Source organism: Pseudomonas sp. URMO17WK12:I11, from assembly GCF_007677725.1.
In the GTDB taxonomy this organism is placed as follows: domain Bacteria; phylum Pseudomonadota; class Gammaproteobacteria; order Pseudomonadales; family Pseudomonadaceae; genus Aquipseudomonas.
Window position 1 is genome coordinate 1 of sequence record NZ_VEDF01000001.1, and the last position, 12,459, is coordinate 12,459.

At 64.9% G+C, this 12,459-nt stretch carries 12 protein-coding genes and 1 tRNA gene; 9 read left to right on the forward strand and 4 right to left on the reverse strand.

The genetic code is table 11. From position 1 onward, the window contains the following. The first annotated feature begins 213 nt into the window (after nucleotides 1–213). Both FS665_RS00010 and FS665_RS00015 read left to right on the forward strand, forming a co-directional pair. Nucleotides 214–290 (forward strand) — tRNA-Asp (locus tag FS665_RS00010). A 191-nt stretch (nucleotides 291–481) separates the two neighbouring features. After that, nucleotides 482–1,342, forward strand: a complete 861-nt coding sequence (locus FS665_RS00015; RefSeq protein ID WP_145181519.1) for a DUF2242 domain-containing protein — start codon at nucleotides 482–484, stop codon at nucleotides 1,340–1,342. A gap of 235 nt (nucleotides 1,343–1,577) precedes the next feature. On the opposite strand, the gene FS665_RS00020 is transcribed toward FS665_RS00015, so the two are convergent. Together FS665_RS00020 and FS665_RS00025 are read right to left on the reverse strand one after the other, a co-directional pair. Further along, nucleotides 1,578–2,663: an AraC family transcriptional regulator gene (locus FS665_RS00020; RefSeq protein ID WP_145181521.1), complete on the reverse strand. Its 1,086-nt coding sequence runs from the start codon at nucleotides 2,661–2,663 to the stop codon at nucleotides 1,578–1,580. Between the two features lie 2 nt (nucleotides 2,664–2,665). Further along, nucleotides 2,666–3,784: a nitrilase-related carbon-nitrogen hydrolase gene (locus tag FS665_RS00025; RefSeq protein ID WP_145181522.1), complete on the reverse strand. Its 1,119-nt coding sequence runs from the start codon at nucleotides 3,782–3,784 to the stop codon at nucleotides 2,666–2,668. Between the two features lie 184 nt (nucleotides 3,785–3,968). Here FS665_RS00025 and FS665_RS00030 point away from each other — a divergent pair, with 184 nt between their 5' ends. Together FS665_RS00030 and FS665_RS00035 are read left to right on the forward strand one after the other, a co-directional pair. Further along, a complete protein-coding gene (locus FS665_RS00030; RefSeq protein ID WP_145183305.1) occupies nucleotides 3,969–6,005 on the forward strand; it encodes an NADPH-dependent 2,4-dienoyl-CoA reductase in 2,037 nt (678 codons plus the stop codon). A 46-nt stretch (nucleotides 6,006–6,051) separates the two neighbouring features. After that, nucleotides 6,052–6,951, forward strand: a complete 900-nt coding sequence (locus tag FS665_RS00035; RefSeq protein WP_145181524.1) for a 1-aminocyclopropane-1-carboxylate deaminase/D-cysteine desulfhydrase — start codon at nucleotides 6,052–6,054, stop codon at nucleotides 6,949–6,951. On the opposite strand, the gene FS665_RS00040 is transcribed toward FS665_RS00035, so the two are convergent. Next, nucleotides 6,942–7,487 carry a cytochrome b gene (locus tag FS665_RS00040; RefSeq protein ID WP_145181526.1) on the reverse strand — a complete coding sequence of 182 codons (546 nt, stop codon included), beginning with the start codon at nucleotides 7,485–7,487 and terminating at the stop codon, nucleotides 6,942–6,944. The genes FS665_RS00035 and FS665_RS00040 overlap by 10 nt on opposite strands. A 123-nt stretch (nucleotides 7,488–7,610) precedes the next feature. Further along, on the reverse strand, nucleotides 7,611–8,546 hold the full coding sequence (locus FS665_RS00045; protein ID WP_145181528.1) for a DUF1853 family protein: 936 nt from the start codon (nucleotides 8,544–8,546) through the stop codon (nucleotides 7,611–7,613). An 86-nt stretch (nucleotides 8,547–8,632) separates the two neighbouring features. Between FS665_RS00045 and FS665_RS00050 the strand changes: the two genes are divergently transcribed. The 5 genes from FS665_RS00050 to FS665_RS00070 are packed head-to-tail and all read left to right on the forward strand — an operon-like array spanning nucleotide 8,633 to nucleotide 12,458. Beyond that, complete coding sequence (locus FS665_RS00050; protein ID WP_145181530.1) at nucleotides 8,633–9,523, forward strand: NAD(+) kinase; 891 nt, start codon at nucleotides 8,633–8,635, stop codon at nucleotides 9,521–9,523. Further along, on the forward strand, nucleotides 9,523–10,494 hold the full coding sequence (locus FS665_RS00055; protein WP_145181532.1) for a metallophosphoesterase: 972 nt from the start codon (nucleotides 9,523–9,525) through the stop codon (nucleotides 10,492–10,494). The genes FS665_RS00050 and FS665_RS00055 overlap by 1 nt, the downstream gene beginning before the upstream one ends. Continuing rightward, on the forward strand, nucleotides 10,491–11,357 hold the full coding sequence (locus FS665_RS00060) for a rhomboid family intramembrane serine protease (protein WP_145181534.1): 867 nt from the start codon (nucleotides 10,491–10,493) through the stop codon (nucleotides 11,355–11,357). The genes FS665_RS00055 and FS665_RS00060 overlap by 4 nt, the downstream gene beginning before the upstream one ends. Nucleotides 11,358–11,370: 13 nt before the next feature. Further along, nucleotides 11,371–11,631 (forward strand): YeaC family protein, encoded by a 261-nt coding sequence (locus FS665_RS00065; RefSeq protein WP_145181536.1) that lies wholly within the window; start codon nucleotides 11,371–11,373, stop codon nucleotides 11,629–11,631. Then, nucleotides 11,628–12,458 (forward strand): DUF2797 domain-containing protein, encoded by an 831-nt coding sequence (locus FS665_RS00070; RefSeq protein WP_145181538.1) that lies wholly within the window; start codon nucleotides 11,628–11,630, stop codon nucleotides 12,456–12,458. The genes FS665_RS00065 and FS665_RS00070 overlap by 4 nt, the downstream gene beginning before the upstream one ends. The last annotated feature ends 1 nt before the right edge of the window (nucleotide 12,459 follow it).

Below are 12,459 nucleotides of genomic sequence, written 5' to 3' on the forward strand. Positions count from 1 at the left end.
CAGCGGTAGTTCAGTCGGTTAGAATACCGGCCTGTCACGCCGGGGGTCGCGGGTTCGAGTCCCGTCCGCTGCGCCATCTTCGTTTCAAGGTCCCAAGAACACCTTGAAGCACACACAAATGACGCGATCTATGTCGTTTCTTTTGTGCCTGCCCTGGGCTTGTTTGCCACAGGGGAGACCCAAGTTTCAATTGGGCGTAAGCCCGAATGATACGCAGCGGTAGTTCAGTCGGTTAGAATACCGGCCTGTCACGCCGGGGGTCGCGGGTTCGAGTCCCGTCCGCTGCGCCATCTTCGCCTCGAGGTCCTTGAACGCCTCGGAGCTACAAAAAAGCGACCTTCGGGTCGCTTTTTTCGTTTCAGCGGTTTGCTTGTTTACCGTTTTACTCGAACCTAACAGCCTCTTCACCGATCTACGGTTCCTGTGACCGGCTGCTGTGTTGCACAATAGGCGCCCTCTCTTGACTCAACCGGAATTCGCAATGGCCAGATCATCCGTCTTCGCTGCGCTCGGGGTAGCCCTGATGCTGGCAGGCATGACCGGCTGCTCTTCGAAAAAAGCCGCCATCTACGAGCACGAGAACTTCGACGACTCGGGCACCTACTCGCGCAGCTTCCCGGTGAACGACGCCGGTTCCTGTGAGGCTGCCCGACGCGCCTTGCTCAGCCAGGGCTACATCATCACCAGCAGCGGTCCCAACCAGGTGGTGGGTAACAAGAGCTTTCAGCAGAACAGCGACAATCACCTGCAGATCAGCTTCAACGTGACATGTGCGCCTGACGTGAACGATGACCAGCGTTCGACCATGTTCGCCAACGCCCTGCAGGACCGCTATGGCCTGAAGAAATCCAATAGCTCGGCAAGTCTGGGGGTTGGCGTGCTTGGCTCGGTCTCGATGCCGATCGGCTCGAGCGACGATTCGATGGTCAAGGTCGCCAGCGAGACCGTGACAGCGGCGCAGTTCTACGACCGCTACTTCGCCTTGGTGGAAAGCTACCTGCCTAAAGCCCGCAAGGCTGCCAAGGCCAAGGTGGAACAGCCAGCCGCCAAGCCTGAGCAAACCGCGCCCGCGTTGGGCTTGCCTGAGCAGGCGTTGGTCGCCCCTGCCGCTGCGGCGCCAGCGCTGCAAGCGCCTGCGTCGGCTGAGGCCGTAATGCCAGAGTCGACGTCGGCCACGGCTGGCGCAATGACACCCGCAGCGTCTGCACCCGCCAGCGAGGCAGGTGCACCGGTGCTCGATGATAGCCAAGGCTCGCAGCCAATCGCCCCGCCAGCGGAAGCGGCGCCAATCGAGGTGCAGCAGCAAGCCCAGCCATTGGAAGCTACACCTCCAACGCCGTAAGCAGCTTGCAGCGTTTCCTGGCGCTGAATTGCGCACCTCACCAAAGGTGCGCACACGCTCTGTTACAGACGCACCCGCATAACTTCCTGAACGCCTGCTACGTTTACCACTCATAAGCTTGTCATCATCGCTTCACACGCCACCCCTAGGCTCAAGCGATGACGATTGAAGATCAATGAGAAACAGGACGCAGGGCTATGGACGACTATCAGGAAGAGCTGCTCGAATTTCAGGCTTACGAGCTGGACCCACCGGAGCCGGCTGAAGACGCCACCGAGCTTTGACCCTCTCGCCGCTGGCTGCGGCGAAACTCCCCCGGTGTGAGGCTGGTCCAGCGCTTGAATGCGCGCTGGAAGGCCTCGGCCGATGCAAACCCTAACAAATAGGCGATCTCGCCGAACGCCAGCTCCGTATCGCGGATGTAGGTCTCGGCGAGATCGCGTCGCGTGTCGTTGAGCAGGTCGCGAAAACGCGTGCCTTCTTCGGCCAGTTTGCGCCGCAAGGTCCAGGGCGGCAGTTGCAGGCGCAGAGCGACTTCTTCGAGGTCCGGCTCGCGCCCACCGCTGAGCAGCGGGCCGAGCAGGTGAGTGATGCGCTCGCCCACGCTGCGCACGCGGGTGCGTTGCGACAGCTCGCTTTCGCAGAGCTGCAGCAAATGCTGGTAGGTGCTCGGGCAATGTTGCGGGTTGTTCAGTGACAGGGTGGCGCGGCTCAAGCGCAAGCGGTTGGCCTCGGCGCCGAACTGTACGGGGGAGGTACACAGTGGCTGGTAATCGTCGGCGTAGGCGGGGGCGGTGAATTCCACCTCGAGCCGTTCGGCGAGCACCGGGCGATCGACCATCGCCGTGAGTTGCGCCAACCAACCTGACAGCAGCGAATCGACCACGAAGCGGTTGTAGGCGTTGTAAGGGCTGATCGAATAGAACGCCAGCCAGGCGCCGTGAGCGTCTTCCTGGTAGCGAGAATGGCCCCGGTAGTTGGCGGCATACAGCGCCTCGAAGCGCAATAGCGTGCGCGCTGCCTCGCCCAGGGTTGGCGCCTGGGCAGCGGCGACGCCGGCAAGGCCTGCCTGCGACAGCAGGCTCCAGCGCCCCATGCGCAGCCCTAGCGCAGGCTCTGCGCAGAGCTCGATGGCCGCGTGGCCCAGATGCATGTAGCGTGGAATCGACAAGCGCGCACCCGCTTCGGCCAAGCGCGCCTCATTCAGGCCATAGCGCGTAAGCAGCGGCGCTGGATCGTGGCCCAGTTCGCGCAAAGCCTGGGCCAGCGGTTGGACAAAGCCTACCGACAGCTCGCCGAGGCGCACGCGCGGGCGGCTCATGCCTACAGCCACACATTCAATAGACGGGCGCCGGGGCTAGGCGGCCCAGCCAGCAGTTCACCGCCCTGGTGAGCGAAACCCTGTCCGTCGCCGGCCTGTTCCCAGAATTGCCCGCGCATGAACACGCTCACGCTGCTGACACCAGCAGCCACAGGCTGAGTCAGCTGTTGCCAAGCCGTCTGCTCATCGACCTGGCCGCGCGCAAGCGGCAGGAGCTGCGCCGCATCCTGGTGGCGATTGCCTCGCCACGGTGCCGCCCAGCTATGCTTGCCGCTGAGAAATACGGGATTGACGATCAGTTGCGCCTGCTGCTGCTCAAGCTGACGCTGATTCTGTGGATACCAACTGTCACTGCCGATCAATACACCCAGGCGCCCGGCCGGGGTCTGCAGCACTTGCAATGGGGCCTGGCGGCCGTGATGCACATAGCGGCGCACCTCGCTGTCCGGGTACTGCTGGCGCTGCGGCTGGCCCAGCACCGAGCCATCGCCTGCGAACACCAGGCTGCTGTTGAACAGCGGCCCGCGCCCGACGCGCAGCACGCCGTGTTCGACATACGGCGCCGGTAACACGATGGAGCCGGCTACCAGGGTCACGCCGAACTCTTTGGCCAGGCCGCCGAACACCTCCTGGTAGTCGCTGGCCATCTGCTCGGCCTTCATGCGCAGGTGGGCATCGGCGCGGCGGTCATCGCCGGTGGCAGCGAGCATCGCCAGGCCATAGCGCAGCGGGTTGCTCAGTTCCAGCCACTGTTCGGCCTCGCGGCTACGGGTGACCTGGTACAGGGCGTTCTTCTCACCACGCGCCCACAGCCAGGTGCCGATGTGCTCCGGGAGCACCACGACCGTTCGTGGCCCCACCAGGCCCTGCTCACGAGCCTGTTGCAGGTAGGCGGACAACTTGCGGTGCAGGCGCTGCAGGTTTTGGTAATCGCTTGGGAACAACAGCGGCTCCACGCCCAACACGTTGCCATGCTCGCCTGGGGCGCCGTGGTTGAGCGCCAGCTCGATGCGCAAGTCGGAAAGGTAGTGGCCTTCTGGGCGCTGTTGGGTCCAGAAGCCGTAGCCGCAGAGCGCGGCGATCATCACCAGCGCCAGCGCGCTTGCCAGTAGTTTTCGCATGTAGCGGTGCAGCGCCTTGGCAACAAAGATTTTCTAGGGTAGTCCGGCTGTACGCCAGGATCAATAAGTTGTCAGTTTCGATCATTGAGCGCGTTCGAACGGCTGTTTAATGTCGCCTACAGACAAACGACGGGACCCGCCGAGGCGCCCGCATTCCGTGATCACGCTACCTGAGAACCGTACCATGGCTGCCGACCGTTACCCGCATTTGCTGGCCCCGTTGGATCTGGGCTTCACCACCTTGCGCAACCGCACCCTGATGGGTTCGATGCACACGGGGCTGGAGGAGCGTCCCGGCGGTTTCGAGCGCATGGCGGCGTACTTCGCCGAGCGTGCCCGGGGCGGTGTCGGTCTGATGGTGACCGGCGGCATCGCGCCGAACGATGAAGGCGGCGTCTACTCCGGCGCCGCCAAGCTCAGCACCGCCGAGGAAGCCGAGCAGCACCGTATCGTCACCCAGGCCGTGCACCAGGCTGGTGGCAAGATCTGCCTGCAGATCCTGCATGCCGGGCGCTATGCCTACAGCCCCCGGCAGGTCGCACCCAGCGCGATTCAGGCACCGATCAACCCGTTCACGCCCAAGGCGCTGGACGAGGCGGGCATCGAGAAGCAGATCGCCGACTTCGTCAACTGCGCCGTGCTGGCGCAGCAGGCGGGTTACGACGGCGTCGAGATCATGGGTTCGGAAGGTTATTTCATCAACCAGTTCCTCGCCGCCCATACCAACCACCGCACCGACCGCTGGGGCGGCAGCTACGAAAACCGCATGCGCCTGGCGGTACAGGTCGTCACCCGCGTGCGCGAGGCGGTGGGGCCGAACTTCATCGTCATCTTCCGGTTGTCCATGCTCGACCTGGTCGAGGGCGGCAGTACCTGGGACGAGATCGAGTTGTTGGCCAAGGCCATCGAGGGCGCCGGCGCGACCCTGATCAACACCGGGATCGGCTGGCATGAAGCGCGGATCCCGACCATCGCCACCAAGGTCCCGCGCGCGGCCTTCAGCAAGGTCACCGCCAAGTTGCGCGGTGCGGTCAGCATCCCGTTGATCACCACCAACCGCATCAACACCCCTGAAGTGGCCGAGGCCGTGCTCGCCGAAGGTGATGCCGACATGGTGTCGATGGCCCGGCCGTTCCTGGCCGATCCAGACTTCGTCAACAAGGCGGCCGCTGGCCAAGCCGAACTGATCAACACCTGCATCGGTTGCAACCAGGCCTGCCTGGACCACACCTTCGGTGGCAAGCTGACCAGTTGCCTGGTCAACCCGCGGGCCTGTCACGAAACCGAACTCAACTACCTGCCCGTGCGCGCGGTCAAGCGCATTGCCGTGGTCGGTGCCGGCCCCGCAGGGCTGGCTGCGGCCACGGTTGCGGCCGAACGTGGGCATACGGTGACGCTGTTCGACGCCGCGAGTGAGCTTGGCGGGCAGTTCAACGTCGCCAAGCGCGTCCCGGGCAAGGAAGAGTTCTACGAGACCCTGCGCTATTTCCGCCACAAGGTCGAAAACACCGGCGTGCAGCTGCGCTTGAATACCCGGGTGGGCGTTGCCGACCTGCTCGACGGTGGCTTCGACGAGGTCATCCTGGCCACCGGCATCGCTGCGCGCACGCCGGCCATTGCCGGCATCGAGCACGCCAAGGTGTTGAGCTACCTGGATGTGTTGCTCGAACGCAAGCCGGTGGGTAGCGCGGTTGCGGTGATCGGGGCTGGCGGCATAGGTTTCGATGTGTCCGAGTACCTGGTGCATCAGGGCACGGCGAGCAGCCAGGACCGTGACACGTTCTGGAAGGAGTGGGGCATCGACACTGACCTGGAGGCGCGCGGCGGCGTTGCCGGGATCCAGCCCCAGCCGCATGCGCCTGCCCGCCAGGTTTACCTGTTGCAGCGCAAGGCCAGCAAGGTCGGCGATGGCCTGGGCAAGACCACCGGCTGGATTCACCGTACCGGGCTCAAGAACAAACGGGTGCAGATGCTCAACGGCGTCGAGTACCTGCGCATCGACGATGCTGGCCTGCACATTCGCGTGGGCGGCGATGAACCGCAGGTGCTGGCGGTAGACAACGTCGTGATCTGCGCCGGCCAGGAGCCGCTGCGTGAGTTGCACGATGGCCTGCTGGCAGCCGGTCAGTCGGTGCACCTGATCGGCGGTGCCGATGTGGCGGCTGAGCTCGATGCCAAACGCGCAATCAACCAAGGCTCGAGGCTCGCCGCCGAGCTTTGAGCGCGACGCCATAGGGCCTGCAGCAGTTGTCGGGTAAGCTTGGGCGATGCGCACTTCATTCCTGACCCTCCCGCAGGCACCTCTGCAAGCTTTCAGGCTGCCCTGGCTTGCCGCCGCGCAAGTCGAGGCGGCCATCTTGCGCCTGGACCTGATCGACCCGCTGATCAGCGGCAACAAGTGGTTCAAGTTGCGCGGTCACCTGGCGCACGCCCACGCCAACCGGGCGCCGGGCCTGATCAGCCTGGGCGGCAATCACTCCAATCACCTGCACGCCCTGGCCGGCGCCGGCAAGCGCTTCGGTTTCGCGACCGCAGGGCTGCTGCGTGGCGAGCCACACGACACACCGACGGTGCGTGATCTGCAGCGTCTGGGCATGACCCTGCACTGGTTGGGTTATGGCGGCTACCGGGCGCGGCACCAGGCGGATTTCTGGTCACCGTGGCAAGCGCGCTATCCGGGCTGGCAGTGCATTCCCGAAGGCGGTGGCACGGCCGATGGGGTCCAAGGCTGTGCATCGATCGTCGAGCAGGCACAGGCGCAGCTTGCGGCATTGGGCTGGGCGGACTACGACGCCTGGTGGCTGGCAGCCGGCACCGGCACTACCCTGGCCGGGCTGGTAGTGGCCGAGGCCGGGGCGCACGCCGTGCATGGCGCGCTGGCGGTGCCGCGCGGGCACGGGGTAGGGCAGACTGTCGAGCAGCTTGCCGGCTCCGTCGGTTACCAATTGCACGACGCCTGTCGTGGCGGCTTTGGCAGATTCGATGACGAACTACTGGCCTTCGTCGCGCGCAGCGAGCGACACAGCGGCGTGCCGCTGGAGGCGCTGTACACTGGCAAAGCCTTGCTCGCGCTGCACGAACAGGTCGAAGCCGGGGCGTTCGCGCCAGGCACCCGGCTGATCTTTCTGCACACCGGCGGGCTGCAAGGGCGTCGCGGCTACTTGTAGGGCAGCATGCGCAGCAGTGTGTTGTCGCGCCGCACATAGTGGTGGTAGAGCCCGCCGATAACGTGCAGGCCGATCAACCAGTAGCCCCAGGTGGCGATCCGTTCGTGCCAGCCCTTGATGAACTTGGCCAAGTCCGGGTCGGGCGCGATCAGGTGCGGCAGTTCCAGGCCGTAGAACGGCACTGGCTTGTCGGCGGCGCTTAGAATCGACCAGCCGGCCAGGGGCAAGCCGATCATCAGCAGGTACAAGGCCAGGTGCACAAGATGCGCAAGGCCGGTCTGCCAGGCCGGCGGGCGCGGCACGATCGGTGGTGTCGGGCGGCTCAGGCGCACCGCCAGGCGCAGCCATACCAGGACGAAGACGCTCAGCCCAAGCATGAAGTGCAAGTCTTTCATCAGGTTGCGTTCAGCGCTGTCCTTGGGAAACACGCCGCGAAGTTCGATGCAGGCGTATACGGCGGCGAGCAGCACCAGCATCAGCCAGTGCAAGGCGATCGACAAGCGTGCGTAATGGGGCGTTGAGGTCGACAAGACCATGGCTGTTCCTCGTCATCAGGTCGAAGTGGCGCTCTGGGGGCGCTGTTCCTTAACTGTAAGCGCTTTGGCGATGCGCGTTTTGCTCCAGGTCGATGAAAGGGGTTTCGCTGACCCAGGGCCACCTCAACGCTCGGGCAGATGCGGCCACCGATCGGCGACCAGGAACACCCGCTCGACTTCCTGCCAGGCACCGCTGCCGTCCGGCTCGAGCCTGGCCAGCAACTGCGCCGGCGCCTGCGCATCGAGCGCTGCCAGCCAGGCCTGGAACTGCCCCGCGCTCCAGGATTGGCCTGCCTCGACACGCGCCGGTGCCAGCCAGGCGTGCCGCGCTAACGGCTGCCATCGCTGCTGCCCGGTCACCGGCCAGTCGCGTCGGCGTATCCAGCGCCCGCGCAGGTGTGCAGGGTTGGCGCCTGTCGGACTGTCACTGTGGCCTGGCCAGGGGTAGAACAGGTAGCCCGCGAGCCACAGGTGCGCCTGCACCGGGCCTACGCCCAAGGCCGCCAGCGCCTGGGCACCGTCGCTGGCGGCCGACATCGGCAGTTGGTGACCGCTCAGGTGCGCAAGCTTGCTGCCCAGGCGGTCCTCGCAGCCTGGCCCCAGCCACTGCGCAGGGTCGCGTGCAGCCTGACTGACCGGGCCCAGGTACAGCTTGATGGCCAATTCCAGATGATGGGTGCCGTGCGCGTCTTGCAGCACGATATCCAACTCGCCCAGGGTGCGCCCGCCTGCCCGGATGGCCAGGTTCGAGGCCAGCAGCTCGACGCCCGGCGCATGCTGCAAGGCAAACTGCCAAAGGCTCTCGTAATACAGCCCCAGACGGCGACTGGTGCGTGTTGCCAGCCATTGCTGCAGTGCCCGGTCGTCGCCGTCGAGCGCTTGCAGCCAGGCCTGCAAGCGCTGCGGGTCGTCGGCCCAGGCGCTGCCTGCCAGGGGGTGACGCTGGGGGCACGGCGGGGCGCTCAGCAGCGGCGGCGACAGCAGCGTCCAGGCCAGGTCACGCACGGCGGGGCTGCTCAGCTGGCGTGGCAGCGTGTGGAGTTCGGCAAAAGGCGTCATGCTGCGAGCATAGCCGGTTTGCCGCTGCCCGGCGGTTTCGCCATAATCGCGCCATAGTCACCGCCGCAACGCTTTGCAGGAGCCCCATGGAGCAATTTCGCAATATCGGTATCATCGGCCGCCTTGGCAGCTCCCAGGTGCTCGACACCATTCGCCGACTGAAAAAATTCCTCCTCGAACGCCACCTGCACGTGATCCTCGAGGACACCATCGCCGAAGTGCTGCCTGGCCACGGCCTGCAGACATCGACGCGCAAGCTGCTGGGCGAAGTCTGTGACCTGGTCATCGTGGTCGGCGGCGACGGCAGCCTGCTCGGTGCCGCTCGCGCCTTGGCCCGGCACAACGTGCCGGTGTTGGGGATCAACCGCGGCAACCTGGGCTTTCTCACCGACATCCGTCCGGATGAGTTGGAACAGAAAGTCGCCGAGGTGCTGGACGGCCACTACCTGGTGGAAAACCGCTTCCTGTTGCAGGCCGAAGTGCGGCGTCATCATGAGGCCATCGGCCAGGGCGATGCGCTCAACGACGTCGTTCTGCACCCCGGCAAATCGACGCGCATGATTGAATTCGAGATCTACATCGACGGCCAGTTCGTCTGCAGTCAGAAGGCCGACGGCCTGATCGTCGCTACCCCGACCGGCTCCACTGCCTACGCCCTGTCGGCTGGCGGCCCGATCATGCATCCCAAGCTCGATGCCATCGTCATCGTGCCGATGTACCCGCACACCCTCTCGGGCCGCCCGATCGTGGTCGATGGCAACAGCGAGCTGAAGATCGTGGTGGCCAAGGACCTGCAGATCTACCCGCAAGTGTCCTGCGATGGCCAGAACCACTTCACCTGTGCGCCTGGCGACACCATCACGGTGAGCAAGAAGCCGCAGAAGCTGCGCTTGATCCACCCGCTGGACCATAACTACTACGAGGTGTGCCGCACCAAGCTCGGCTGGGGCAGCCGCCTGGGCGGCAGGGACGACTGATGCTCGATCCGGCGCGTAGTTTCGACATCATCGGCGACGTGCACGGTTGCGCACAGACCCTCGAACGCCTGCTCGACGCCCTGGGCTACCAACGCATCAAGGGCGTATGGCGTCATCCGCGGCGCCAGGCGCTGTTTCTTGGCGACATCGTCGACCGTGGCCCGCGCATCCGCGAGGCCCTGCACATCGTGCACGACATGGTCGAAGACGGGCAGGCGTTCTGCATCATGGGCAATCATGAATACAACGCCCTGGGTTGGGTCACCCCAGCCTTGCCCGGCAGCGGCAAGTCGTTCGTGCGCGAGCACACGCCACGCCACGCCCGCCTGATCGACGAGACCCTCACGCAGTTCGCCCAGCACCCTGCGGACTGGCATGACTTCGTGCAATGGTTCTTCGAGCTGCCCCTGTTCCTTGACGCAGGTCGCTTTCGCCTGGTCCACGCCTGCTGGGACAAGCAACTGATCGAGCCGCTGCGTCAGCAGTATCCAGACGGGCGCATCGACGCGCACTTCCTGCAGGCCTCGGCGGTCTCCGGCAGTTTCGCTGCGAACGTGTGCAACCGCTTGCTGCGCGGCACCGACATGCGCCTGCCCGATGGCCTGACCCTGACCGGGGGCGACGGGCTGACGCGCGCGTTCTTCCGTACCAAGTTCTGGGAAGACGATCCGCAGACTTACGGCGATATCGTCTTCCAGCCCGATGCGTTACCCGACGACGTCGCCCGTACCCCGCTGAGCCATACCGAGAAAAATGCCTTGTTGCGCTACGCCGAGGACGAGCCGCTGCTGTTCGTCGGCCATTATTGGCGCAGCGGGCGTCCGGCGCCGATCCGCGCGAACCTCGCCTGCCTGGACTACAGCGCCGTGCTGTACGGCAAGCTGGCAGCCTATCGGCTGGATCATGAAACCTGCATCGACCCGCGCAAGTTCGTCTGGGTCGATGTCGAACGCCCGCAGGCCAATCCATGACGATCATCGAAGTGATGCGCCTGCCGCTGTCGGTCGACCTCAGCGGCTTCGTCGACCTGTTGCAGCGCCTGCAGGTCCCGCACAGGGTCAGCGAGGAGGGTGACGAGCAGGTGCTCTGGGCGCCCGCTGACCTGGCCGGGGATGTGCGCGAGCTTTACCAGCGGTTCCCCGATGGCAACGCCGAAGTCGCCGCCGAGCAGCCCGCGCCTGCGCCCGCTCAATCATCCCTGGCCGAGCAGGCCAAGGCCTGCAAAGTCACTGCTGGCGTTTTACTGCTCTGTGTGATCGTCGCCGGCCTTACCGGCCTGGGTGACAACCTCAACGCCATCAGCTGGTTCACCTTTCTGGATTTCCGCGTGCAGGGTGAATACCTGCATTTCACCCCGTTGGCCCAGGGCCTGGCCGAAGGCCAGTGGTGGCGCCTGGTGTCGCCCATGCTCCTGCACTTCGGCGTGCTGCACCTGGCCATGAACGGCCTGTGGTATTGGGAGCTGGGCAAGCGCATCGAGCTGCGCCAGGGCCCTTGGCAGTTGCTGGGCCTGACCCTGCTGTTCAGCCTGGTGTCCAACCTGGCCCAGCACTACACCAGCGGCCCAAGCCTGTTCGGCGGCCTGTCCGGGGTGCTGTACGGCCTGCTCGGCCACGTCTGGCTGTACCAGTGGCTGGCGCCGAACCGGCATTTCACGCTGCCCAGGGGCGTCCTGGCGATGATGCTGGTCTGGCTGGTGGTGTGCCTGACCGGCGTGGTGGGCCAGCTCGGCCTTGGCCAGATCGCCAACGCCGCCCACGTGGGCGGTCTGCTCATCGGATGCCTGACCGGGCTCTTGGGTGGGGCGCTGGCCCGGCGTAAACTGTCGGCTTGAATCAGGAGACACTATGTCCACTTTCGCGCAAATGATCGAAAACATCACACCCGAGATCTACCAGAGCCTGAAGCTGGCGATAGAGATCGGCAAATGGTCGGATGGGCGCAAGCTCACCGCCGAGCAGAAGGAGCTGTCCTTGCAGGCGCTGATCGCCTGGGAGATGAAGAACCTGCCCGAAGAGCAGCGCACCGGTTACATGGGCCCGCAGGAATGCGCCTCGAAGTCCGCACCGATCGCCAACATTCTGTTCAAGTCGGACTCGGTACATTGATCGAACTCGCTCGTGGCTCTCTGAGCAAGATGGCCGTCAGCCTGCAGGCGCCGGTGGTCCAGTACAGTTTTCGCCTGGGTGAAACCCAGGTTCCGGTGAACCCGCTGATCGGCCAGCGGCTGCGCCTGGAATACCTTGGCGCGATTCATTGCAGCCATTGCGGCAAGCGCACCAAGACCAGCTTCAGCCAGGGTTATTGCTACCCTTGCATGACCAAGCTGGCACAGTGCGACATGTGCATCATGGCCCCGGAACGCTGCCATTACGATGCAGGCACCTGCCGCGACCCGGCCTGGGGCGAGCAGTTCTGCATGACCGACCATATCGTCTACCTGGCCAACTCGTCCGGGATCAAGGTCGGCATCACCCGCGCCACCCAGCTGCCCACGCGCTGGCTGGACCAGGGCGCCAGCCAGGCGCTGCCGATTCTGCGCGTGTCCACCCGCCAGCAATCGGGCCTGGTCGAAGACCTGCTGCGCAGCCAGGTGCCAGACCGCACCAACTGGCGCGCCTTGCTCAAGGGCGATGCGCAAGCGCTCGACCTTGCCGCCGTGCGCGATCAGATCTTCGATGCCTGCGCCGAAGGCCTGCGTTTGCTGCAAGGCCGCTTCGGCCTGCAGGCGGTCCAGCCGCTGCCAGACGCCGAGGTGGTGCAGATGCGCTATCCAGTCCAGGCCTACCCGACCAAGATCGTCAGCTTCAACCTCGACAAGGATCCCGTCGTCGAAGGCACGCTGCTGGGTATCAAGGGCCAGTACCTGATCTTCGATACCGGCGTGATCAATATTCGCAAGTACACCGCCTATCAATTGGCCGTGCTCCAGTAAA

Coding starts and splice junctions, on each gene's coding strand:
- FS665_RS00025 (WP_145181522.1), bottom strand. CDS start 3,784: ATGCGAAAACTACTGGCAAGCGCGCTGGCGCTGGTGATGATCGCCGCG.
- FS665_RS00020 (WP_145181521.1), bottom strand. CDS start 2,663: ATGAGCCGCCCGCGCGTGCGCCTCGGCGAGCTGTCGGTAGGCTTTGTC.
- FS665_RS00035 (WP_145181524.1), top strand. CDS start 6,052: ATGCGCACTTCATTCCTGACCCTCCCGCAGGCACCTCTGCAAGCTTTC.
- FS665_RS00030 (WP_145183305.1), top strand. CDS start 3,969: ATGGCTGCCGACCGTTACCCGCATTTGCTGGCCCCGTTGGATCTGGGC.
- FS665_RS00065 (WP_145181536.1), top strand. CDS start 11,371: ATGTCCACTTTCGCGCAAATGATCGAAAACATCACACCCGAGATCTAC.
- FS665_RS00045 (WP_145181528.1), bottom strand. CDS start 8,546: ATGACGCCTTTTGCCGAACTCCACACGCTGCCACGCCAGCTGAGCAGC.
- FS665_RS00050 (WP_145181530.1), top strand. CDS start 8,633: ATGGAGCAATTTCGCAATATCGGTATCATCGGCCGCCTTGGCAGCTCC.
- FS665_RS00060 (WP_145181534.1), top strand. CDS start 10,491: ATGACGATCATCGAAGTGATGCGCCTGCCGCTGTCGGTCGACCTCAGC.
- FS665_RS00015 (WP_145181519.1), top strand. CDS start 482: ATGGCCAGATCATCCGTCTTCGCTGCGCTCGGGGTAGCCCTGATGCTG.
- FS665_RS00055 (WP_145181532.1), top strand. CDS start 9,523: ATGCTCGATCCGGCGCGTAGTTTCGACATCATCGGCGACGTGCACGGT.
- FS665_RS00040 (WP_145181526.1), bottom strand. CDS start 7,487: ATGGTCTTGTCGACCTCAACGCCCCATTACGCACGCTTGTCGATCGCC.